The 21240-nt window shown below is 72.8% G+C and carries 19 protein-coding genes; 9 read left to right on the top strand and 10 right to left on the bottom strand.

The annotated features are described in order from the left end of the window. Nucleotides 1–20 precede the first annotated feature (20 nt). The 3 genes from P3T27_RS22105 (at nucleotide 21) to P3T27_RS22095 (ending at nucleotide 3998) form a co-directional block, all read left to right on the top strand. Nucleotides 21–965 (top strand): ABC transporter substrate-binding protein, encoded by a 945-nt coding sequence (locus P3T27_RS22105; RefSeq protein WP_280681040.1) that lies wholly within the window; start codon nucleotides 21–23, stop codon nucleotides 963–965. A 112-nt stretch (nucleotides 966–1077) separates the two neighbouring features. After that, a complete protein-coding gene (locus tag P3T27_RS22100; protein WP_280681038.1) occupies nucleotides 1078–1689 on the top strand; it encodes a hypothetical protein in 612 nt (203 codons plus the stop codon). A 566-nt stretch (nucleotides 1690–2255) separates the two neighbouring features. Further along, the gene (locus P3T27_RS22095) at nucleotides 2256–3998 is read left to right on the top strand and encodes a glycosyl hydrolase family 18 protein (protein ID WP_280681036.1); all 1743 of its coding nucleotides are present in this window, start codon (nucleotides 2256–2258) and stop codon (nucleotides 3996–3998) included. A gap of 159 nt (nucleotides 3999–4157) precedes the next feature. Here P3T27_RS22095 and P3T27_RS22090 read toward each other — a convergent pair whose 3' ends face one another. From P3T27_RS22090 to P3T27_RS22065, 6 genes are all read right to left on the bottom strand, one after another. Continuing rightward, the gene (locus tag P3T27_RS22090) at nucleotides 4158–5459 is read right to left on the bottom strand and encodes a multidrug effflux MFS transporter (protein ID WP_280681034.1); all 1302 of its coding nucleotides are present in this window, start codon (nucleotides 5457–5459) and stop codon (nucleotides 4158–4160) included. A 308-nt stretch (nucleotides 5460–5767) separates the two neighbouring features. After that, entirely contained in the window at nucleotides 5768–6250 is a 483-nt protein-coding gene (locus P3T27_RS22085; protein WP_280681032.1) for a hypothetical protein, read from the bottom strand. A gap of 347 nt (nucleotides 6251–6597) precedes the next feature. Next, entirely contained in the window at nucleotides 6598–7488 is an 891-nt protein-coding gene (locus P3T27_RS22080; RefSeq protein WP_348534122.1) for an alkaline phosphatase family protein, read from the bottom strand. 126 nt (nucleotides 7489–7614) lie between these two features. Beyond that, on the bottom strand, nucleotides 7615–8388 hold the full coding sequence (locus tag P3T27_RS22075; RefSeq protein ID WP_280681215.1) for an ATP-grasp domain-containing protein: 774 nt from the start codon (nucleotides 8386–8388) through the stop codon (nucleotides 7615–7617). Between the two features lie 116 nt (nucleotides 8389–8504). Beyond that, complete coding sequence (locus P3T27_RS22070) at nucleotides 8505–8885, bottom strand: ADP-ribosylation/crystallin J1 (RefSeq protein WP_280681031.1); 381 nt, start codon at nucleotides 8883–8885, stop codon at nucleotides 8505–8507. A gap of 63 nt (nucleotides 8886–8948) precedes the next feature. Then, complete coding sequence (locus tag P3T27_RS22065; RefSeq protein ID WP_280681030.1) at nucleotides 8949–10127, bottom strand: acyl-CoA dehydrogenase family protein; 1179 nt, start codon at nucleotides 10125–10127, stop codon at nucleotides 8949–8951. Between the two features lie 106 nt (nucleotides 10128–10233). On the opposite strand from P3T27_RS22065, the gene P3T27_RS22060 reads away from it, so the two are divergent. Next, nucleotides 10234–10773 (top strand): GNAT family N-acetyltransferase, encoded by a 540-nt coding sequence (locus tag P3T27_RS22060; RefSeq protein ID WP_280681028.1) that lies wholly within the window; start codon nucleotides 10234–10236, stop codon nucleotides 10771–10773. Between the two features lie 121 nt (nucleotides 10774–10894). On the opposite strand, the gene P3T27_RS22055 is transcribed toward P3T27_RS22060, so the two are convergent. Together P3T27_RS22055 and P3T27_RS22050 are read right to left on the bottom strand one after the other, a co-directional pair. Next, a complete protein-coding gene (locus tag P3T27_RS22055; RefSeq protein WP_280681025.1) occupies nucleotides 10895–11206 on the bottom strand; it encodes an AzlD domain-containing protein in 312 nt (103 codons plus the stop codon). Beyond that, the gene (locus P3T27_RS22050; protein WP_280681023.1) at nucleotides 11203–11958 is read right to left on the bottom strand and encodes an AzlC family ABC transporter permease; all 756 of its coding nucleotides are present in this window, start codon (nucleotides 11956–11958) and stop codon (nucleotides 11203–11205) included. The genes P3T27_RS22055 and P3T27_RS22050 overlap by 4 nt, the downstream gene beginning before the upstream one ends. Before the next feature lie 166 nt (nucleotides 11959–12124). On the opposite strand from P3T27_RS22050, the gene P3T27_RS22045 reads away from it, so the two are divergent. Continuing rightward, nucleotides 12125–12706 (top strand): XRE family transcriptional regulator, encoded by a 582-nt coding sequence (locus P3T27_RS22045; protein ID WP_280681022.1) that lies wholly within the window; start codon nucleotides 12125–12127, stop codon nucleotides 12704–12706. 71 nt (nucleotides 12707–12777) lie between these two features. On the opposite strand, the gene P3T27_RS22040 is transcribed toward P3T27_RS22045, so the two are convergent. Beyond that, complete coding sequence (locus P3T27_RS22040) at nucleotides 12778–14748, bottom strand: cholesterol oxidase substrate-binding domain-containing protein (protein WP_280681021.1); 1971 nt, start codon at nucleotides 14746–14748, stop codon at nucleotides 12778–12780. A 371-nt stretch (nucleotides 14749–15119) separates the two neighbouring features. Between P3T27_RS22040 and P3T27_RS22035 the strand changes: the two genes are divergently transcribed. Next, nucleotides 15120–16562, top strand: a complete 1443-nt coding sequence (locus P3T27_RS22035; RefSeq protein WP_280681019.1) for a class II fumarate hydratase — start codon at nucleotides 15120–15122, stop codon at nucleotides 16560–16562. A gap of 123 nt (nucleotides 16563–16685) precedes the next feature. Here the strand turns inward: P3T27_RS22035 and P3T27_RS22030 are convergent, their stop codons facing one another. Next, complete coding sequence (locus P3T27_RS22030; protein WP_280681015.1) at nucleotides 16686–17156, bottom strand: SPW repeat protein; 471 nt, start codon at nucleotides 17154–17156, stop codon at nucleotides 16686–16688. 187 nt (nucleotides 17157–17343) lie between these two features. On the opposite strand from P3T27_RS22030, the gene P3T27_RS22025 reads away from it, so the two are divergent. The 3 genes from P3T27_RS22025 to P3T27_RS22015 all read left to right on the top strand — a co-directional run bounded on the left by P3T27_RS22025 (nucleotide 17344) and on the right by P3T27_RS22015 (nucleotide 21195). Next, on the top strand, nucleotides 17344–17907 hold the full coding sequence (locus tag P3T27_RS22025) for a PadR family transcriptional regulator (RefSeq protein WP_280681014.1): 564 nt from the start codon (nucleotides 17344–17346) through the stop codon (nucleotides 17905–17907). Beyond that, nucleotides 17907–19607 carry an acyl-CoA dehydrogenase family protein gene (locus tag P3T27_RS22020; RefSeq protein ID WP_280681013.1) on the top strand — a complete coding sequence of 567 codons (1701 nt, stop codon included), beginning with the start codon at nucleotides 17907–17909 and terminating at the stop codon, nucleotides 19605–19607. Before P3T27_RS22025 ends, P3T27_RS22020 begins: the two co-directional genes overlap by 1 nt. Before the next feature lie 244 nt (nucleotides 19608–19851). Next, a complete protein-coding gene (locus P3T27_RS22015; RefSeq protein WP_280681012.1) occupies nucleotides 19852–21195 on the top strand; it encodes a phosphoribosyltransferase in 1344 nt (447 codons plus the stop codon). Nucleotides 21196–21240: the final 45 nt, after the last annotated feature.

Here is a 21240-nt window from a genome sequence, read left to right as displayed (position 1 = left end):
CCGGAAGGACATCTGTCACCATGTCGACAATCCACAGAAGCCGGCGCGCCGTCGTCCTCGGCACGCTCGCCGCGCTCGCCCTCGGCGCCACCGCCTGCGGCTCCTCCGGCGGCGGCGACCCGCTCGGCGGCTCCAGCTCCGCGGCAGGCTCCCCCGCCGCCTCGGGCGCGGGCTCCGGGTCGACCGTGGTCGTCGGCTCGGCGAACTTCCCGGAGAACGTGCTGCTCGGCTCGATCTACTCGCAGGCGCTCAAGGCCAAGGGCGTCAAGGTCGAGGAGAAGTTCAACATCGGCAGCCGGGAGGTGCTCTACGGGCAGCTCCAGAACGGCAGCCTGACCGTCCTGCCCGAGTACAACGGCTCACTGCTCGCCTACCTGGACGCCAAGTCCACCGCCGTCACCACGGAGGACGTGAACGCGGCGCTGACCAAGACGCTGCCCGCCGCGCTGGGGATCCTCGACTCCTCCCCCGCCGAGGACAAGGACTCGCTCAGCGTCACCCAGGAGACCGCCGACAAGTACGGGCTCAAGAGCATCACCGACCTGGCCGCAAAGGCGGGCGAGTTCGCCATAGGCGGTCCGCCGGAGTTCAAGTCCCGCCGCGAGCAACAGCTCAAGGACGTCTACGGGCTGACCTTCAAGGAGTGGAAGCCCACCGGGGACACCACCGCGAACGCGCTCAAGGACGGCGCCATCCAGGTCGGCAACGTGTTCACCACCGACCCGAAGATCGTCCAGCTGAAGCTCGTCCCGCTGACCGACCCGAAGAACATCTTCGGCGCGCAGAACGTCACCCCGCTGATCAACAAGGCGGGCGTGAACCCCACCGCGACGGCGGCCCTCAACGCGGTGTCGGCCAAGCTCGACACGGCGGGGCTGACAGCGCTGATGAAGCGCGTCGCGGTCGACAAGGAGGACCCGTCGACGGTGGCCAAGGACTGGCTGAAGGCCAACGGACTCAGCTGACCGCGCCGCACGGACACGGCAGACGGGCGGCCCGGGAGGTTCTCCTCCCGGGCCGCCCGCCGTCGCGAGCGGGATCTTCCCTTCGGCGCCGCGGACATGACAGTGTGACGCCATGCGCACTCGTCTCCTCGCCGCCACCCTCACGGCATTCGCCGCGGTGAGCCTCGCTGCCTGCTCCGGCTCGGGTTCGGGCTCCACCTCGCCCACCACCGCCGCCGCCGGCTCCCCCACCGCCCCGGCCGCCACCCCCGGCGCCGCTTCCGCCCCGCCGGCGCCCGCGACCCCCTCGGCCTCCTCGACCTCCGTGGCCGACGCGTCCGGCACGGCCGCCCCCACAGCCGGATCCCCCGCGGCGCCCGCCCCCGGCAGCCCCTCGGCCCCCGCCCCGGACGCCGGCTCGTCCGGCGCGCCCGCCCCGGCCAAGCCCGCACCGCCGACCGACGCCGGACTGCCCGGTAAGCCGGGCGCCGACCTGACCGGCAAGCTGGTCGCCGCGCTGAACGCGATCGACCCGGCGATCGTCGGCGGCAAGCCCGACCAGGCCGTGGACCGGGCCCGCAACCAGTGCCAGGCGATGTACCAGTTCCCCAAGGACAAGTCGAAGCTGGTCGAACTGGCCGACCAGCGCTTCACCTCGCCCGACCACCCGCAGGGCTTCGGACCGGACACCGCCGCGAAGATCAACGACGCGCTGCGGACCACCCTCTGCCCGCCGCCGGCGTAACCCGGAGCGGCGAACCGAACCACCCGACATCCTGAACCGCCCGGCGACCAGCGCCCGGCGAACCGAACCGCCCGGCGTCCTGAGCGCCGGGCCGCCGTGGCCGCGACCCGCCGTCGGGTTCGCGGCCACGGCACCTTCCCGCGCCCTGGGGTCGCGACCGGCACTCCACGTCCCGTGCCCCCCTGCTGCGCCACGCCAACCCGCCCAACGGCCAACCCCTTTGGGCGCGAGGACGGTGTGTTGACGAACTGTCAGATCTCTTGACAGACCAGTGGTCTAGTCCAACCATAAGCATGTCGATCCGACCGGGATGCACTGTGGGGGTGTGACCACCGGCGGCTGAGGCACCGCCCTGCCCTGTCCCGCTCCACCCCCGCTCCGTACGGCGTGCGCGCACTCGCACCGCCGCCCGCCTCCGCGCACGTCGGCGGGCTTCCGCGCGCCCGCATGTCCGGACATCCGCAAGCCCGCCCGCCCGGGCCCGCGCGGCCGACCCCACACGGCCGCCGCGCCCGGTCGTCCACGTATCCCCAACGTCCTGCCCCACCACGTATGTTGGAGAATCCATGCGTCTACGCAGAACCATCCAGGCGGCCCTGACGGCCTGCGCCACGCTGGCCGCCTCGGCCGGCCTGGTCGCCGCCGGGACGGGCTCCGCCCAGGCCGCGACCCCGCTCCCCAGCCGGGTCTTCGCCCCCTACTTCGAGTCCTGGACCGGACAGAGCCCCGCCACCCTGGCCGCCCAGTCCGGCGCCAAGTACCTGACGATGGCCTTCCTGCAGGCGGCCACCAAGGGCTCCTGCACCCCGTACTGGAACGGCGACACCTCCAAGCCGGTCTCCTCCTCGACCTTCGGTGCCGACATCGCCACCATCCGGGCCAACGGCGGGGACGTGATCCCCTCCTTCGGCGGCTACACCGCCGACAACACCGGTACCGAACTGGCTGACAGCTGCACCGATGTCAACCAGATCGCGGCGGCCTTCGAGAACCTCATCACCACCTACGACGTCAGCCGGATCGACCTCGACATCGAGGACAACTCGCTGACCAACGCGGCCGGAATCGACCGCCGCAACAAGGCGATCAAGATCGTGCAGGACTGGGCCGCCACCAACGGGCGGAACATCCAGTTCTCCTACACACTGCCGACCACCACCACCGGGCTGGCCTCCAGCGGCCTCGCCGTACTGAAGAACGCGGTCAGCAACAACGCCCGGATCGACGTCGTCAACATGATGACCTTCGACTACTACGACGGCGCCACCCACGACATGGCGGCCGACACCCAGACCTCCGCGCAGGGCCTCTACAACCAACTCGCCAAGCTCTACCCGGCCAAGACCCCCGCCCAGCTGTGGGGTTCGATCGGCATCATCGAGATGGTCGGCATCGACGACTACGGCGCGGCCGAGACCTTCACCGTGGCCAACGCCACCACCGTGTACAACTGGGCGGTGTCGAAGGGCATCAACACGCTGTCCTTCTGGGCACTGCAGCGCGACAACGGCGGCTGCCCGGGCAAGGGCGGAGACGACTCCTGCTCAGGGATCAGCCAGAACACCTGGGACTTCACCCACATCTTCGCACCGTTCACCAGCGGCTCGACGGTGACCAACGACTTCTCCGTGGCCGTCAACCCCAACTCCGCGACGGTCACCGCAGGTTCGTCCACCTCGGCGGCGATCGCCACGGCGGTGACGGCGGGCTCGGCGCAGAGCGTCAACCTGTCGGTCAGCGGCGCCCCGACGGGCGTCACCGCCACCGTCACCCCCGGCAGCGTCACCGCCGGCACCGGCGCCACCCTCAACATCGCCACCACCTCGGCCGCTGCGGCGGGCACCTACCCGCTCACCGTGACCGCCACCGCGCCGTCCGGCACGCACACCGCCACGTACTCGCTGACCGTCACCGGGACGACCCCGCCGCCGACCGGCCTGGCCAACGGCGGCCTGGAGAGCGGCAGCCTCGCACCGTGGACCTGCCAGAGCGGCGGCGCCGTGGTCTCCACCCCGGTGCACTCCGGCTCCTACGCGCTGCAGGCGGCGGCCGCCGGCCAGACCGGCGACTGCTCGCAGACCGTCACGCTGAAGTCCAACACCAGCTACACGCTGAGCGGTTGGGTGCAGGGCAACTACGCGTACCTCGGCGTGAGCGGCGACGCCACCGCCAGCACCTGGGCCAACGCCTCCGGCTGGACCAAGCTGAGCGTCCCCTTCACCACCGGCGCCTCCGGCACCGTCACCGTCTACCTGCACGGCTGGTACGGCCAGGGCAACGTCTACGGCGACGACTTCTCGATCGCCTGAGAGCGCGTAACGACCGACGGGTCACAGGTATCGGGTAACAGATGACAGCTGACAGATTTCAACATCTGTCAGCTGTCATCTGTTTGTTGTTCGCCGTTCGCTGTTCGCCGTCAGGCGTCAGGCGTCAGGCGTCAGGCGTCAGCCGTCAGGCCCCCTCCGTCAGCTCCCTGCCACCACCCCGGACGCCTCGGCCTCCGCCGCCTTCATCCGTGCGGGCCGACACAGCGTCACGTACGCCACCATCGCCAGCACCCCGCACGCCAGGACGACCACCGCCAGCAGCACCGCGGACGGCCGCCCACCAAGGCTGCTCAGCGGCGCGACCACCGCCCCGCACAGGAAGTTGCCGGTGCCGAGCAGCGCCGACGCCGTCCCGGCCGCCCTCGGCTCGACCAGGCTGAGCGCCTGCGCGGCCGTGTTCGGCAGGACCACTCCCATGCTGCCCATCATCACGAACAGCGGCGGACAGAAGCCGAGCAGCCCGAAGTCCCAGACCGAGGTCATCAGCACCAGTGCCACCCCGGCGACCACCGCCGTCCCGAGCCCGGCCAGCATCAGCCCTCGCGGGGTGAAGCGGCGCGCGAGGACCCGCCCGTTGAGCTGCGTCATGACGACGATGGCCAGCGAGTTCGCCGCGAACAGCAGGCTGTAGGTCTGCGGCGACACCTGGTACACGTGCTGCAGCACCGTGGACGACCCGCTGATGTAGCCGAACAGCGCTCCGAAGGCGAAGGCGCTGGTCAGCGCCAACCCGAGGAACGGCAGGTCACGCAGCAGCCGCCCCATCGTGCGCAGCGCCGCGCCCACCCCGCCGGTGCCCCGGGCCTGCGCCGGCAGCGTCTCGCGCAGCACCCCGAAGGCGACCAGGGTGAGCATCAGCCCGAGCGCGGTCAGCGCGCCGAAGGTGCCGCGCCACGACGTGAACCGCATCAGTTGCGCCCCGAGGATCGGGGCGAGGATCGGCGCCAGCCCGGATATCAGCGCGATCGAGGCCAGGAACCGCAGCATGGCGACGCCCTGGAAGCGGTCCCGGGCGACGGCCCGGCCGATGACCAGCCCGGCGGATCCGGCCGCGCCCTGGATGAAGCGGGCGACGATCAGCACCGTCAGGCTCGGCGCGATCACGCACACCACGCTGGCCAGGGTGTAGACGACGAGCCCCGCGAGCAGCGGCGGGCGGCGCCCGTAGCGGTCGCTGAGCGGTCCGAAGAGCAGCTGCCCGGCCGCGACCCCGAGCATCGAGAAGGTGAGGGTGAGCTGGACGGCGGCCGGCTCGGCGGCCAGGTCGTCGGCGATCGCGGGCAGCCCGGGCAGGTAGAGGTCGGTGGTGAGCGGGCCGAGCGCGACGAGGCCGCCGAGGACGGCGACGGTGGCCTTGCCCGGGCCGGCCTGGCCGGTGGTCGGGGAGGTGGAGGGGGCGGTCGACGTGTCGCCGGCGGGGCCGACGAGCGGGCCGGGCATGGGGCTCCTCACGGAACGGGGGACGGGATGGGACGGGGACGGGGACAGGGACAGGGACAGGGACGAGTTTGTCCACGGTCCGTCCTATCGCAGCCCCGGCCACCTCCGATAGCGGGGGGCCGTCCCGACGGTTCACCCTCGGCCACACCGTCGGCCAAACCATCGGCCGGATCGCGCAGCCGGCCCACCGACCGAACCCACGGCACCCGGGCAACACGACGGCCCACCCGCACCATCAGGTGCGAGCGGGCCGGTCGGAGTCTGGCAGCCGGATCAACGCATGGCGCCATCAGCGCCCGGCAGCCGGCTCAGTGCTTGGTGGGCCGCTCCGCGCGCAGCGCCGCCTGTACCGCCGCGCCGTCCTGCCACGCGTAGAGCTGGTTGCCGGTGAGCGTCACGTTGTAGTGCCCGCAGCTGCCGCTGGCCTTGGCCGCGACGCCCTCGGGGAACCAGCCGGCCTTGAGCGACATCGGCACCGAGTGCGCGGACTTGCCGGGCAGGCCGGTGGTGCAGCCCGAGGGCAGCCGACCGTCCGGGAGGGTGGCGCGCAGCAGGCGGTCGTCGCCGATGGTGGACATCAGGTACTTCACCGAGGAGGCGTTGTCGGGCAGCCAGGTCGGCATCGAACGGCGCTCGGCCTTGGCCTGGCTGCCGGTGTCGTAGGTGGCCTGTTCCTGGTGGCGTCCGTCGTACCACTCGGACACCCGCGGGCCGATTGCCACGGCGGCCACGGCGACGGCCATGCCGGTGCCGGCAACTCCCAGCGCCACCTTGCTCACGATGCCCTTCATGCCCGCCTGTCCTCTCCGTCTCCGCCTCTGGGCCGGCCGACGAGGTCCGCCGTCCGGTTGTATCCATCGTGGCCCTCGTCACCCTGCCGGAGCGTCACCACGAGGTCGCGATCTTGTCTCCATCCCACGGGGTAGCGTCTCCACCTTCAGAGGTATGTCCAGCGACCCGGTCTCGGGGCTACACGGTGGGGAGCCCAGAGCGGCGCATCGTCCTCACGTGCCGTCCGGGCCCCGATCGAGCGTCGCTCAAGCCGGGCTCCGGCGCAGCCCGGCCTGCTGCACCCGGGCGCATCGGCCCAGCTTCTGAGGCTCCGTCGGGCCCGGGGCGACGCCGCTCCGACCGTCGGTCAGACTGCCGCGGGCACCACGGTAGAGGCCGGTCGGGCGACCGGGAAGGGGCGGCCGTCGAGGGTCCAGTGCGGGTCGATGGGGCGCAGCAGGGAGGCGTACACCTGGGCGGCGACGTCCGGGTGGCGGATCTCCCCGGTGGGCGGGCCGGCCGGGATGTCGTGCCCGGCGCAGGCGACCCAGGCGGTGCGCTCCTCGACGGTGCGGCCGCCGTGGCCGCCGGCGTCGACGTGTCCGTGGTCGGTGACGACGATGACGGTCCACTGCTCGTCGGCGTAGCCGGCGCGGCCGCGGACGGCGTCGAGCAGCCGGCCGAGGCGTTCGTCGGCGGTGCGCATGGCCGCCCGGTACTCGTCGCCGCAGCCGAGGAAATGGGCGGTCTCGTCGACGGCGCCGAGGTAGACGAAGGAGGCCTCCGGGTCCGCGGTGCCCAGGACGTGGACGGCCTCGCGGGTGACCTCCTCGTCGACGGCCTCCCACGCCTCGGGGGTGTCCTCGGCCGGGGCCATGTAGGAGAGCCGGCCGGGGGCGCGGAACAGCGGGCCGCCGGACTCGTTGATCATCAGCGGGTCCCAGCCGGCCGCGACGAAGGTGCGGCGGCGGTCGCCGCGGGCGAGCCGGGTGGCGAAGTCGGGGAACACGTCGAGCCGGTTGCCGCCGAGGTGGTTGCCCCAGACACCGTGCTTGGCGGGCTCGACGCCGGTGACGATGGTGGCCCAGCACGGCCCGGACATGGTGGGCGTGGTGTCCGCCACCGTCACCGGCACCAGGAACCCGGCCTCGGCGAGCTCCTGGAGGCGCGGCATCGGCACGTGCTCCAGGTAGTCGTGGCGGACACCGTCGATCCCGACGACGAGCACTCGGGGGCAGGGCCACTGGGCAGTGGACATGGCGGGGTTCCTTTCGGTCGTACACACCCGGCCGCGCCCGTCGAGGGCGCGGCCGACCGCGCCATGCTTCACCTCCCGCCGTACCGCCCGGTTTCCGCCCGCCGAACGCGGGGTGTCCGCCAGGTGTCAGACGGCCGTACGGACGAACCGGCGGTCGACCTGTGCGAGTTGGGCGGCCGGTCCGGCGGCGCGCAGCACGACGTCCAGGACGCGGTCCGGGTCGGCGGCGTAGCAGTGCGCGAACCACGGCATGTTCGCCTCGACCACGGCCCAGTGCTCGGCCGGGTCGTAGGGGTCGGCGATCGGTCCGACGTCCAGGGCGACGGCGCTGGGCAGGGTGTCGCCGACCGCGGCGAGCGGGCGCCGGGCGAAGGCGGTGGCCTCGGCGGTCAGCGGCGCCGGGTCGAGCCGGCCGAAGCGGGCGTAGCGGCTGCCGGTGAGCACCTCGCCGTCGCGGACGAACAGCCGGTACTCGGCGGCGAAGGTCACCGGGTCGCTGACCAGGACGGGCGTGTCGGGGCCGATCCGCTCTCCGGTGCGCGGCAGGCGGCTGCCGTCCGGGTAGACCGCAGGCGGGAGCGACTTGTCGGCGGGCGGCTTGACGAACGCCGGGTGGCGCAGCGTCCACGCCTCGGCGAGGGTGGTGAGCTCGATCCGTCGCCGGGTGAACTCCTCGGGGAGGCGGGTGAGCCAGTCGTCGTCGGGTTCGAGCAGGGCGAGGCGGAGCGGTCCGGCGATCCGGGCCGCGGCGAGCGGGCCGCCGTACCAGTGGACGCGCCGTCCGGCGAGGCGCTCGACCGTGCCGGGGCCGTCGAGGACGGCGGTGTCGAGGCCGCGCCGGGCGGCGGCCTCGGCGAGCAGGGCGGTGGTGCTGGTCGGCTGGGCGGAGGTGAGCAGCACGCGGTCCGCGCGCTCCTCGTGCACCGGCGCCGCCGGGGGCTGCACGGTGGAGGACGTCACGGCCGGCCGTGTCACCGCCGGGCGGGTCACGGCTGTACGTGTCACGGCTGTACGTGTCATGGCTGTGGGCGGAACTCGTGGACGACCGTGATGCGGCCGACGATGTGCCGATTGAACTCCGGCAACTCGCCTGCCGGGACCCAGAGTTCGAGGATCGTCCGACCGCCGGCCTGCTGCACGGGGTAGCGGGCGAGGAAGGCGGTGTCGACCTCGAAGCTGGTCACGTAGCCGACGCCGGAGGCGGGGACGTTCCAGTCGCGGGCGATGCGGATCGCGTAGTCCTCGGTGAGGACGGGGTAGAAGATCGGCTGCTCAGGCAGCCTGGGCGGCCAGGCGCGCCAGCCGGACGCCTCGACCAGGGCCAGCTCCTCGGGGCCGGTGGGGCGCCAGAGGGTGGTGGTCGGGGCGGTGCTGGGCGTGGCGGGCCGACTGTTCATGGTCGGGACGGTAGCCGGGCCGCCGCGGGCCCGGCCACCGGATTTCCCGAGGTGGACGGGCCGTCAGCGGTACGCGGACTCGCCGGTGATGGCCTCGCCCAGGACCAGGGTGTGGATCTCGCTGGTGCCCTCGTAGGTGAGCACCGACTCCAGGTTGTTGGCGTGCCGCAGCACCGGGTACTCGGTGGTGATGCCGTTGGCGCCGAGGACGGTCCGGGCACTGCGGGCGATCTCCAGCGCGGTGCGGACGTTGTTGAGCTTGCCGAAGCTGATGTGCGGCGGGCGGGCCGCGCCCTGCTCCTTGAGCCGGCCGATCCGCAGGGCGACCAGGTAGGCCTTCTCGACCTCCAGCATCATCTCGACGAGCTTGTGCTGGGTGAGCTGGAAACCGGCGATCGGGCGGTCGAACTGGATCCGGCTCTTCGCGTAGTCGAGGGCGGCGGTGTAGCAGTCGCGGGCGGCGCCGACGGTGCCCCAGAGGATGCCGTATCGGGCCTCGTTGAGGGAGGAGAGCGGTCCGCGCAGGCCGGTGACGCCCGGCAGGACGGCGTCGGCGGGCAGCACCACCTCGTCGAAGGCGAGTTCGCTGGTGACGGAGGCGCGCAGGGAGAGCTTGCCGTGCACGTCGGTGGCGGTCAGGCCGCGGGTGCCGCGCTCGACCAGGAAGCCGCGGACGCCCTCCTCGGTCTGCGCCCAGACGACGGCGACGTCGGCGATGCTGCCGTTGGTGATCCACATCTTGCTGCCGGAGAGCACCCAGTCGCCGCCCTTGCGCACCGCCCGGGTCCGCATGTTGGCCGGGTCCGAGCCGAAGTCCGGCTCGGTGAGGCCGAAGCAGCCGATCAGCTCGCCGGCGGCCATGCCGGGCAGCCAACGCAGCTTCTGCTCCTCGGAGCCGAAGGCATGGATCGAACGCATCGCGAGCGAGCCCTGCACGGAGACGAAGCTGCGCAGCCCGGAGTCGGCCGCCTCCAGCTCCATGCAGGCGACCCCGTACGCCACCGCGTCGGCGCCGGCGCAGCCGTAGCCGTCGAGGTGCATGCCGAGCACGCCGAGGGCGCCCAGCTCGGGGGCGAGCTCGCGGACCGGGAAGACCCCGCGCTCGAACCAGTCGCCGATGTGCGGGCGGATCCGCTCCTCGGTGAACCTCCGGACGGTGTCGCGGATCAGCCGCTCCTCGTCGGAGAGGAGGTCGCCGACGGCGAGCAGGTCGGACGGGTCGATCCGGGTCGGCTTCGTCATCGAAGCTCCTTGTAGTCTCGGCGGGATACCGGTCGCGGCGGAGTACCGGCGAGTATTCCGCACCCGGCCGAGCGGCGGGCGTGGGCGAGCGAGTGAGGAAGACGACATGGGCGGCGACGGGTACGCGGTCGGGCTGGTGACGGCGGAGGAGCTGCACGGCGCGGCGGAGGAACTGGCCGGGCTGCTGGTGGACACCGTCGACGGCGGCGCCTCGCTCGGCTTCCTCGCGCCGCTGGGGCAGGACGAGGCCACCGCGTGGTGGCGAGCGCTCGCGCCGGAGGTCGCGGCCGAGCGGCTGCTGCTGTGGACGGTCCGGGCGCAGGCCGACGGGCGGCTCGCCGGGACGGTCCAGCTGCGCCCGGCGACGACTGCGAACGGCCGGCACCGGGGGGAGGTCGCCAAGCTGATGGTGCACCCGGCGGATCGCGGGCACCGGCTGGCGGGGCGCCTGCTGACGGCGCTGGAGGAGCAGGCGGCCGGGTTGGGGCTGCGGTTGCTGGTGCTGGACACCGAGACGGACAGCCCGGCCGAGCGCCTGTACGAGACCGCCGGGTGGACCCGGGTCGGCTCGGTGCCGGACTACGCGACCGACCCGGCGGGGGTCCCGCACCCGACGACGATCTTCTTCAAGGCGCTGGGCGGCTGACGGCGCGACGGATTCCGGGTGACGGACGGCGGCGAACAGCGAACAGATAACAGATTTCGAAATCTGTTATCTGTTCGCTGAAAGTTGTCATCTGTCATCTGTCACCTGTTCGCCGTCGCCCTCACCCCACCCCGCACAGCCGCAGCAGCGCCGTCGTCGCCGCGCCCGCGACGACCACCAGCGGGAACGGCGCGCGCCGCAGCGCGAGCACACCGGCGACCAGGACACCCGCCGGGCGGGCCCAACCGGCGAAGCCGTGGCCCTGGGTGAGGGCGCCGGTGGCGATCAGGGCGACCAACAGGACGGCCGCGGCGACGGCGAGCAGACGCCGCAGGCGCTCCGAGAGGGCGAGCCGGCGACCGAGCAGCGGCCCGGCCAGGCGGAAGGCGTACGTCCCACCGGCCAGCAGCAGCACGGCGTACAGCGGCATCATCGGACTTCCTCCCGCTCGACCACCACGACGCCCGGCCGTCCGGCCGACTCCGACCCCGACCCCGACGCCCCTTCCGACATCCCCACCCCCGGCCGCCCGGCGAACAGCAGCCCGACGAGGGCGAGCAGGACGGGCAGCCCCGCCGGGACGAACGGCGTGGCCGCGACCGCGACGACGGCGCCGACCACGGCCGCGGTACGGGTGCGCCGGTCCGCGAGCGAGGGCAGCACGAGGGCGAGCAGTACGGCCGGGAAGGCCGCGTCCAGGCCCAGCGCGTCCGTGTCGCCGATCAGCCCGCCGGCCAGGGCCCCGAGCAGCACCGAGACGTTCCACACCACGAACAGCGCGAGCCCGCAGAGCCAGAACGCGGCCCGGCGCCGCCGCCCGGTGTCCTGCCGCAGGACGAACGCGGCGGTCTCGTCGGTGATCAGCTGAGCGCCGAACAGCCGCCGCCACCACGGGCCGTCGAGCGCGTCGGCCACGGTGAAGCCGAAGGGCAGCAGCCGGGCGTTGAGCACCAGCCCGGTGGCGACGGCGGCGAGCACGCCGCCGCCGGACAGCACCACACCGACGACCGCGAACTGCGAGCCGCCTGCGAAGACGAGGATGGAGAGGGCGACCGGCACCCACAGGGGCAGCCCCCCGGCAACGCTGATCGCGCCGAAGGAGGCGCCGACGAGCGCGTCGGCCAGGCAGACGAGAGCGATGTCACGGAGGGTGGCACGCTCCAGTGTTCGGAGTAGCGAACGCATGTCCATTAGAGTGAACCCGTCGCCCATGGTTCGTCAAGGCGAACGAATGGACTGACATGACGAACGCGCGAGGATGCGGGCAGCCGACGTCGCCGGTGGCAGCATGAACGTCACCAGCCGTACCGGGAGCCGGAGTAGGAGCCAGAAGAATGCGTGAGTGGCGAGCATGAGTGACCGGACCACCCCGACCACGGGTTCCGACGTGGAGCTGATCGGCCTGATCGCGGCCTCCATCCGGCGTGAGCGCGAACGCTGCGGGCTGTCCATGGCCGAACTGGCCCGGCGCGCGGGCATCGCCAAGTCGACGCTCTCCCAACTGGAGTCGGGCGCGGGAAACCCCAGCGTCGAGACGCTCTGGGCGCTCGGCGTCGCACTGAACGTGCCGTTCAGCCGCCTGGTCGACCCGCCGCGCCCGATGGTCAAGGTGATCCGGGCCGGCGAGGGCCCGGTGACCCACTCCGCGCGCGCCGACTACGCGGCGACCGTCCTGTCTTCCTGCCCGCCGAACGCCCGGCGCGACATCTACCGGATCGAGGCGCAGCCGGGCGAGACCCGGGCGTCCGACCCCCACATGCCCGGCACCGTCGAGCACGTGATGATCGGCGCGGGCCGGGCACTGGTCGGGCCGACGGAGGACCCGGTCGAGCTGGGCCCGGGCGACTACGTGAGTTACCCGGGCGACGCCCCGCACATCTTCCGCGCGCTGGCGGCGGACACCCTCGCGGTGATCGTGATGGAGCACATCTGACAGAGCACATTTGACAGACCACATCCGGCAGAACGCATCCGACTGATCGTCAGAACCCGGTCACATGCGCTTCACTGCTTCAACAGCCCGTCCAGGAAGGGGTTTCCGAACACCCGGTGCGGGTCGTTCCGGTCCAGGACGGCGATCGCCTCGTCCCAGCCCGGGCCGCTGCCGCTGCCGTCGCCGTCACGCAGGCTCGCGGGGATGACCCGGCCGAGCACGTCCGGGTCGGACCAGGCCGCGTCGGCGGTGTACGCCCAGCCCTTGGACCACTCGACCCGCAGGCCCGCCCGGGTGCCGTCGAAGGTGCGCAGCAGCCACTGCTCCAGGTCGCGGGCGAAGCGCTCCAGCCCCGGGGTGCCGGGGAAGGACAGGACGTCGAGCCAGACCGCGGTGTCCCACTCCGGACGGTCCGCCCGCGGGCGCAGCGCGGACAGCAGCGGCGGCCGCGCACCCGGGACTCCGGAAGAGGTCGGGTCGTCCACACCGGTGACCCGGATCTCCACCGCGCCGTTCACCGGGAACTCCCCCCGGGCCTGGTAGTCGGCGAGCAACTTCCGGTAGTAGGCGGCGAATTCGCTGACCACCCACTGCAGGTCGGCGCGCTTGGCGAGAACGGCGTAGCCGTTGGCGGTGACCCTCAGGGTGGTGGGTCGGACGTACTGCAGCAGGGTGCGTGAGGGTCCCCAGAGGTCGGAGCGCAGGCCGCCGGCGAGCAGGTGGGTGAGCAGGTCGCCGCTGAGCAGGTCGCGGAGCAGTCCGCCGGAGAGGAGGACGTCCGTGAGGTCGCCGGTGAGTGCCACCTTGGCGATCAGGTACTGGAGTTGGCCGAACAGCGGGGCCGATCCCCAGGCACCGGCGATGATTTGGCCGGCGAGCCGGGCGACCGGTTCCGGGATGATGTCCGAGAACGGGTAGTTGTAGGGCTGGTCGACGGCCCGGGAGGCGAGCGGCTTGGCCGGGGTGACGCTCCAGGTCTTCAGCCAGGGGTACTCGGTGTAGGCGAACCAGATCGCCTCGGCTCGGCCGTCGCGCTCGACGAACTCGGCGAGGGTGCGCGGGCCGCCACCGCCGAGCAGGCCACCGAGCAGCCCGCCCCCGGAGCCTCCGCCGGCGCCTGCGCTGCCGGGGCGGGCGAACAGTTCGCTCGCCGGGATGTCGAGGCGGCTGACGCAGCGCAGCGGCCGGTCGGCGCCGGCCCGCAGGACGACCTCGGTGAGGAACGCCCGGCCCAGGTGCACCAGGAAGGCGGCGCTGTCGGCCTCGGCGCGGTCGAAGGTGCGCAGCGTGTAGCGGCCGGTGGCCGGGTCGAGGACGACGGCGGTGAGCCGGACGACCTGGTTGCTGACCGAGCCGTAGCCGTGCCCGTCCGGCCGGAGTTCGCCGGCGGCGGGGACGGCGGTGCCGTGGCCTCCGATGGCGAGCACCCCGCCGACGGTGAGTTCGCCGGGCGCCGGGCAAGCGGTCAGGCCGAGTCCCCGGCCGGCCAGGTGGGCGAGCAGGTCCTCCATGGTGGCGCCGGTCTGGACCCGGACGGTGGTCGGCGAGTCGGCGGTGATCGCGGTGAGGTGGCGGCCGGTGTCCACGAGCAGGACGCGGGCGCTGTCCGGGGTCCCGTTGGCGACGGTGAGCGGCGCCCAGGTGTGCCGGTAGCCGGTGGCGCGCAGGCGCCAGCCGTTGGCGTGCGCCCAGTCGGCGAGGACCGGGACCTCCTCGGGGGTGCGGGGCGCGCAGGTCCACAGCTGGTCGGTGCGGATCTCGCCGGACCAGTTCTGGAAGACCCGCTGGTACAGCTCGGTGCCGGCGGGCAGACCGGGCGGCACCGGGGTGGCGGCCTCGGCGCTGTCCGGGCCGACGGTGCCGCGCAACAGCCAGGCCGCGCCGCCCAGGGCGGCCGACGCGCCGAGCATCTGCCGCCGGGTGAGCCCGCCGCCCCGGCCACCACCCTGCCCGCTCCCCAGGCCTCCGCCCCGGCCACTCCCCCGGTCCTGCTCCCCGCCGTCGTCCCCGCCCCCGGTCATGCCCTGTCCTGTCGTCGTCATGCGTCCGCCCCCCTGTCGCTGGTCACCCGGGCCGAACGGCGGCGAAACCGAACGGCGGCAACGCCGAGCAGCAGCACTCCGGGTGGGCCGGTGCGTGCCCGGCCCGGGCAGGAGCGTATGGAGCGGCGCACGGCAGTTTGAAGCGATCCACGCAGTTATTCATCCGTTCGAGTGACCATGTCACCGTCCCGGCCTCTCCCGTCCACCACCGCCGGAGGCCTTGTCCAGCACGCGGACCACCACATGAGTCGATCTTTTCCACCTCATGCCCGGAGGCGGGGTGGGTCGGAAATACCCGGGGCCCGCGCGCGGCTGTGGTGATCGAAGACCACTCGGGGCCGTACCGGCCCGTTCAGGAGGTGCAGCGCGACATGGGCGACGAGCAGGAGAAGCCGCAGGGGGACCCGCAGGCGAACCCGCAGGGGGACCCGCAGCAGTACCGCATCGAGCACGACTCGATGGGCGAGGTCCGGGTACCGGCCGCCGCGAAGTGGCAGGCGCAGACGCAGCGGGCGGTGGAGAACTTCCCGGTGTCCGGCCAGCGGCTGGAGCGCGCGCACATCGCCGCGCTGGCCCGGATCAAGGCGGCGGCGGCCCGGGTGAACGCCCGTCTCGGCGTCCTGGACGAGGAGACGGCGGCGGCGATCGCGGCGGCGGCCGAGGAGGTCGCCGAGGGGCGCTGGGACGGCGAGTTCCCGGTGGACGTGTTCCAGACCGGTTCCGGCACCTCGTCCAACATGAACGCCAACGAGGTGATCGCCACGTTGGCCACCGAGCGGCTGGGCCGTCCGGTCCACCCGAACGACCACGTGAACGCCAGCCAGTCGTCCAACGACGTCTTTCCGTCCTCGATCCACATCGCCGCCACCGCCGCCGTGACGCAGGACCTGATCCCGGCACTGGAGCACCTGGCGGCGGCGCTGGAGCGCAAGGCCGCCGAGTTCGCGCAGGTGGTCAAGTCGGGCCGGACGCACCTGATGGACGCCACACCGGTCACCCTGGGCCAGGAGTTCGGCGGCTACGCGGCGCAGGTGCGGCACGGGCGCGAGCGGCTGCTGGCGACGCTCCCCCGGGTCGCCGAACTGCCGCTCGGCGGTACGGCGGTGGGCACCGGGATCAACACCCCGCCCGGCTTCCCGGCGGCGGTCATCGAGGAGGTGGCCCGCACCACCGGCCTGCCGCTGACCGAGGCGCGGAACCACTTCGAGGCGCAGGGCGCCCGCGACGCCCTGGTCGAGCTGAGCGGCCAACTGCGGACGGTGGCGGTCGGGTTCACGAAGATCGCGAACGATCTGCGGTGGATGGGATCCGGCCCGCGCACCGGCCTCGGCGAGATCAACCTGCCGGATCTGCAGCCCGGTTCGTCGATCATGCCGGGCAAGGTGAACCCGGTGCTGCCCGAGGTGGTGCTGATGGTCGCGGCCCAGGTGGTCGGCAACGACGCGACGGTGACGCTGGCCGGTGTTAGCGGCAACTTCGAGCTGAACGTGATGCTCCCGGTGCTCGCCCGCAACGTGCTGGAGTCGGTGCGGCTGCTCGCCAGCAGCGCCCGGCTGCTGGCGGACCGGACGGTGGACGGCATCACCGCCAACGTCGAACGCGCCCGGGAGTACGCGGAGTCCTCACCCTCGGTGGTCACGCCGTTGAACCGGTACATCGGCTACGAGGAGGCCGCGAAGGTCGCCAAGCAGGCGCTGGCCGAACGGAAGACGATCCGCCAGGTCGTGCTGGAGCGCGGTTACGTGGAGCAGGGCAGGCTCACCCGGGAGCAGCTCGACGAGGCCCTGGACGTCCTGCGGATGACCCGCCCGTGACGGCCACGGCGAAGCCACCCGTGACGGCCGCGGCGAGGCCCGCGGCACCCTGAGGAACGTACGCCGGGGCGCGGAGGGCGGCCGTTGGGCCCTCCGCGCCCCGGACGCGGGCTGTCGGCAGTGTCAGCCCTTGGCCCGGCCGGCCCGGCCGCGCCGCATCGATGCTCCGTTCGCCGTGATCGTGGCCATGGAGATCGCCGCGAGACCGAGCAGGAACATCACGGCACCGAGGATGACGCAGGTGACGATGTTCTTGCCGTGCGCGACCGATCCGGAGACGGCCCAAGGAGAGATGATCGTCCAGAGGCCGAGCACGGTGGCCGCCCAGGCCCGCGCGTGCGTGCGCTCGTAGGCCGACCCGTAACCCGCCATCAGCAGGCAGTAGGCCAGGCCCACGATCAGGCAGGTCACGGTCAGGGTGCTGAAGGTGCTGAAGCCGACGATCCAGGGCGATGCCGCCAGGAAGAGGCCGGCCAGCACGGCCAGGGCCTCCACGCCCTGGGCGCGCGGGGTCGAGGTGATCCGCTCGTAGTGCTCCCGGAGTTCGACGATGTCCGGGTGATGCTCCATGCCCATCGGAATCTGGGTAGACACCGATACCACCTCCTATGGTCCGGAACATGGAGGGCGCGTGGCCCTCTATCCATTCTGGCCCTTCTATAACAATGTGCGACTTTTTGTCCTAAATGATCGATAACCATCCGATCACGCCGGTGACCTGCGTCTCACCACTCCGATGTCCCATTGCCTATGCAATTCGTTGCATAGGAGGATGCCGGTCATGGCACTGGAGCACGCGATCCTCGTCTCACTGCTGGAGCAGCCGGGCTCCGGCTACGAGCTGGCCCGGCGCTTCGACCGCTCCATCGGCCGCTTCTGGACCGCCACCCACCAGCAGATCTACCGGGTGCTGCGGCGGATGGAGGCCGACGGCTGGGTCGCCGCCGAGGAGGTCGCCCAGGACGGCCGACCGGACAAGAAGGTCTACTCGGCGGCCGGCGCCGGACGGGCCGCGCTCGCCGGCTGGCTGCGCGAACCGGTCGAGCCGGAGTCCGTCCGGCACGAGCTCGCGGTCAAGATCCGCGCCGCCGCCTTCGACGACCCGGCCGCGCTGGTCTCCGAGGTCGAACGGCACCGCGAGAGCCACGCGGCCCTGCTCGCCCGCTACCTGCACGGGGAGCAGCGCGACTTCCCCGACCCCACCGCGCTCGACGCCCGCCAGGCGCTTCAGCACGTGGTGCTGCGCGGCGGCATCGAGTACGAGCGGATGACCCTCGCCTGGCTCGACGACGTGCTCGCCACCCTGCACCGCCTCTCCACACCCTCGACCCCCGGGAGCCCGTGATGCTCTTCAACCCGCGTACGTACGACCCCGCGCAGTTCGACGAGCCGACCCGCCGGCTGCTGCGCGCGACCGTGGACTGGTTCGAGTCGCGCGGCAAGAAGGCGCTGATCGACACCTACGTCGACCGCACCTGGTACGCCGACTTCCTGGAGTTCGCCGCCAAGGAGGGCCTGTTCGCGGAGTTCCTGACCCCGTCGGCGGCCGACCCCGACAAGCGCTGGGACACCTCCCGGATCGCCGAGCTGAACGAGATCCTGGGCTTCTACGGCCTCGGCTACTGGTACACCTGGCAGGTCACCATCCTCGGCCTCGGGCCGGTCTGGCAGAGCCGCAACGAGGCCCTCCGGGCCCGCGCCGCACGGCTTCTGGGGGAGGGCCACGTGATGGCGTTCGGGCTCTCCGAGCGCACCCACGGCGCCGACATCTACTCCACCGACATGATCCTCACTCCGGACGGCGAGGGCGGCTTCACCGCGACCGGCTCCAAGTACTACATCGGCAACGGCAACGTGGCCGGCCTGGTCTCGGTGTTCGGCCGCCGCTCCGACGTCGAGGGCCCGGAGGGCTACGTCTTCTTCGCCGCCGACAGCCGGCACGAGGCGTACCACCTGGTCAAGAACGTGGTGAACGCCCAGATGTACGTCAGCGAGTTCCGGCTGGAGGGCTACCCGGTGCGCGCCGAGGACGTGCTGCACACCGGGCAGGCCGCCTTCGACGCCGCGCTGAACACCGTCAACGTCGGCAAGTTCAACCTCTGCACGGCCTCGGTCGGCATCTGCGAGCACGCGATGTACGAGGCCGTCACGCACGCCCACAACCGGGTGCTGTACGGCCGGAAGGTCACCGACTTCCCGCACGTGCGGCGAGAGTTGACCGACGCGTACGCCCGCCTGGTGGCGATGAAGCTGTTCAGCGCGCGGGCCGTGGACTACTTCCGCACCGCCTCCCCCGAGGACCGCCGGTACCTGCTGTTCAACCCGATGACCAAGATGAAGGTCACCACCGAGGGCGAGAAGGTCATCGACCTGATGTGGGACGTCATCGCGGCCAAGGGCTTCGAGGCGGACACCTACTTCGACAAGGCGGCGAAGGACATCCGCGGCCTGCCGAAGCTGGAGGGCACCGTCCACGTCAACCTGGCGCTGATCCTCAAGTTCATGGGCAACTACCTGTTCGCCCCGGCCGACTACGCTCCGGTGCCGACCCGGCTGGACGCGGCCGACGACGCCTTCCTGTTCCGCCAGGGCCCGGCCCGCGGCCTCGGCGCGATCCGCTTCCACGACTGGCGTGCCGCCTACGACCGGCACGCGCAGCTACCGAACGTCGCCCGCTTCCGCGAACAGGCCGACGGCTTCTGCGAGTTGCTTCTCAGCCACGCGCCGAGCAAGGAGCAGCAGGCGGACCTGGACTTCCTGCTGGAGATCGGCCAGCTGTTCGCGCTGATCGTCTACGGCCAGCTGGTGCTGGAGCAGGCGGAGCTGACCGGCGTGGACGAGGACGTCCTGGACCAGATCTTCGACGCGCTGGTCCGCGACTTCTCCGCGCACGCCACCGAGCTGCACGGCAAGGCCTCGACCACCGAGCAGCAGGCCGCCTGGGCGCTGGCGAACGTGCGCCGGCCGGTCGCGAACGCCGAGCGGGCGGCCGCGGTGTGGGCCCGGGTCGAGGAGCTGTCGGGCGCGTACGAGATGCAGCCGTAGCGGCCCGTCGGCCGCGGAAGGACCCCGGGGGTGCCGGTCGGCGGACCGGCACCCCCGGTCTGTGTCCGGCCGGGGCCGGCTGTGCCCGGTGCGTGCTCGGCCGCTCCCGCGTGCCTGCCCCGTCTCGCACCGCACTGCACCGGGCCGCACCGGGCCGCACCGGGCCGCACCGGGCCGGGCCCGCGCCCGCCGGTGCCCGCGCCCGGCGCCGCCCCGACGTACGGTGGAACACGGAGGCCGCGTCATGCACGTCACCGGGACCCACTTCACCGACCGCACCGACGCGGGCCGGCGGCTGGCCGCCCGCCTGGCCCACTTGGGCGGCCCCGACACCGTGGTGGTGGCCCTGCCCAGGGGCGGGGTGCCGGTGGCCGCCGAGGTCGCGACGGCGCTCGGCGCACCGCTGGACATCTGCGTGATCCGCAAGCTCGGCGTGCCCTTCCAGCCCGAGCTGGGCATGGGGGCGATCGGAGAGGACGGCGTCCGGGTGCTGAACGAGCAGGTCATCCGGCTCGCCGGGATCGGCGACGACCAGCTGGCCGAGGTCGAGCGGCGCGAGCGCGCCGAGTTGGAGCGCCGGGCCCGCCGCTACCGGGGCGGCCGCCCGCCCACCGACCTTCGCGGCCGCACGGTGATCGTGGTGGACGACGGCGTCGCGACCGGCTCCACCGCCCACGCCGCCTGCCGGATCGTCCGGGCCCGGGGCGCGGCCCGGGTGGTGCTCGCCGTCCCGGTGGCCCCCGGGGACTGGACGGACCGCCTGGCCGGGGTCGCCGACGAGTTCGTCTGCGTCGGCACGCCGTCCCCGTTCTTCGCGATCGGCGAGTTCTACGGCGACTTCGCGCAGACCGGCGACGAGGAGGTCCTGCGGCTGCTCGCCGAGGCCCTGGACGGGCGGGCGCCCGGGCCCGTCGGCGTGGACCGCGAGCTGGTCCTGCCCGCCGTCGGCGTGCGCCTGGCCGGCCGGCTGACCGTCCCGGCCGCCGCGCGCGGCATCGTCGTCTTCGCGCACGGCAGCGGCAGCGGCCGGCGCAGCCCGCGCAACCGCCACGTCGCCCGGCACCTGAACCACTCCGGGCTGGCCACGCTGCTGTTCGACCTGCTCACCGAGGCCGAGGAGCCGGACCGCCGCAAGGTGTTCGACGTGGGCCTGCTCGGCGACCGGCTGACCGCCGTCGCCGAGCGGCTGAGCGCGCTGGACGAGACCCGGGGCCTGCCGCTCGGCCTGTTCGGCGCCAGCACCGGCGCCGCCGCCGCGCTGCACACCGCCGCAGCGCTCGGGCCCGCCGTCGGCGCGGTGGTCTCGCGCGGCGGGCGCCCCGACCTCGCCGGGCCGGACGTCCTGGGCCGGGTGCTGGCCCCGACGCTGCTCGTGGTCGGCGGCCTCGACGGCACCGTGATCGACCTCAACCGGCGGGCCCTGGCCCGGTTGCACTGCGAGAGCGAGCTGGTGGTGGTGCCGCACGCGGGCCATCTGTTCGAGGAGCCGGGCACGTTGGACCAGGTGGCCGAGCTCGCCGGAGACTGGTTCCGGCGCCATCTCGCCCCGCCCGGGGCCGGCGCGGACCCGGCGCCGCCGACCTCATGAATCACCTCGATCGGCAGCACATTTTGCGCAGCCGAACGGGGCATT

The sequence above is a fragment of the Kitasatospora sp. MAA19 genome, from assembly GCF_029894125.1.
In the GTDB taxonomy this organism is placed as follows: domain Bacteria; phylum Actinomycetota; class Actinomycetes; order Streptomycetales; family Streptomycetaceae; genus Kitasatospora.
The sequence above is the reverse complement of the archived record's forward strand: the minus strand, read 5'-3'. Positions and strand labels throughout refer to the sequence as shown.

What these genes read in the sequence shown, in the direction of transcription:
- P3T27_RS22105 (WP_280681040.1), top strand. Translation starts at nt 21, where the DNA reads ATGTCGACAATCCACAGAAGCCGGCGCGCCGTCGTCCTCGGCACGCTC.
- P3T27_RS22100 (WP_280681038.1), top strand. Translation starts at nt 1,078, where the DNA reads ATGCGCACTCGTCTCCTCGCCGCCACCCTCACGGCATTCGCCGCGGTG.
- P3T27_RS22095 (WP_280681036.1), top strand. Translation starts at nt 2,256, where the DNA reads ATGCGTCTACGCAGAACCATCCAGGCGGCCCTGACGGCCTGCGCCACG.
- P3T27_RS22090 (WP_280681034.1), bottom strand. Translation starts at nt 5,459, where the DNA reads ATGCCCGGCCCGCTCGTCGGCCCCGCCGGCGACACGTCGACCGCCCCC.
- P3T27_RS22085 (WP_280681032.1), bottom strand. Translation starts at nt 6,250, where the DNA reads ATGAAGGGCATCGTGAGCAAGGTGGCGCTGGGAGTTGCCGGCACCGGC.
- P3T27_RS22080 (WP_348534122.1), bottom strand. Translation starts at nt 7,488, where the DNA reads ATGTCCACTGCCCAGTGGCCCTGCCCCCGAGTGCTCGTCGTCGGGATC.
- P3T27_RS22070 (WP_280681031.1), bottom strand. Translation starts at nt 8,885, where the DNA reads ATGAACAGTCGGCCCGCCACGCCCAGCACCGCCCCGACCACCACCCTC.
- P3T27_RS22065 (WP_280681030.1), bottom strand. Translation starts at nt 10,127, where the DNA reads ATGACGAAGCCGACCCGGATCGACCCGTCCGACCTGCTCGCCGTCGGC.
- P3T27_RS22060 (WP_280681028.1), top strand. Translation starts at nt 10,234, where the DNA reads ATGGGCGGCGACGGGTACGCGGTCGGGCTGGTGACGGCGGAGGAGCTG.
- P3T27_RS22055 (WP_280681025.1), bottom strand. Translation starts at nt 11,206, where the DNA reads ATGATGCCGCTGTACGCCGTGCTGCTGCTGGCCGGTGGGACGTACGCC.
- P3T27_RS22050 (WP_280681023.1), bottom strand. Translation starts at nt 11,958, where the DNA reads ATGCGTTCGCTACTCCGAACACTGGAGCGTGCCACCCTCCGTGACATC.
- P3T27_RS22045 (WP_280681022.1), top strand. Translation starts at nt 12,125, where the DNA reads ATGAGTGACCGGACCACCCCGACCACGGGTTCCGACGTGGAGCTGATC.
- P3T27_RS22040 (WP_280681021.1), bottom strand. Translation starts at nt 14,748, where the DNA reads ATGACGACGACAGGACAGGGCATGACCGGGGGCGGGGACGACGGCGGG.
- P3T27_RS22035 (WP_280681019.1), top strand. Translation starts at nt 15,120, where the DNA reads ATGGGCGACGAGCAGGAGAAGCCGCAGGGGGACCCGCAGGCGAACCCG.
- P3T27_RS22025 (WP_280681014.1), top strand. Translation starts at nt 17,344, where the DNA reads ATGGCACTGGAGCACGCGATCCTCGTCTCACTGCTGGAGCAGCCGGGC.
- P3T27_RS22020 (WP_280681013.1), top strand. Translation starts at nt 17,907, where the DNA reads ATGCTCTTCAACCCGCGTACGTACGACCCCGCGCAGTTCGACGAGCCG.
- P3T27_RS22015 (WP_280681012.1), top strand. Translation starts at nt 19,852, where the DNA reads ATGCACGTCACCGGGACCCACTTCACCGACCGCACCGACGCGGGCCGG.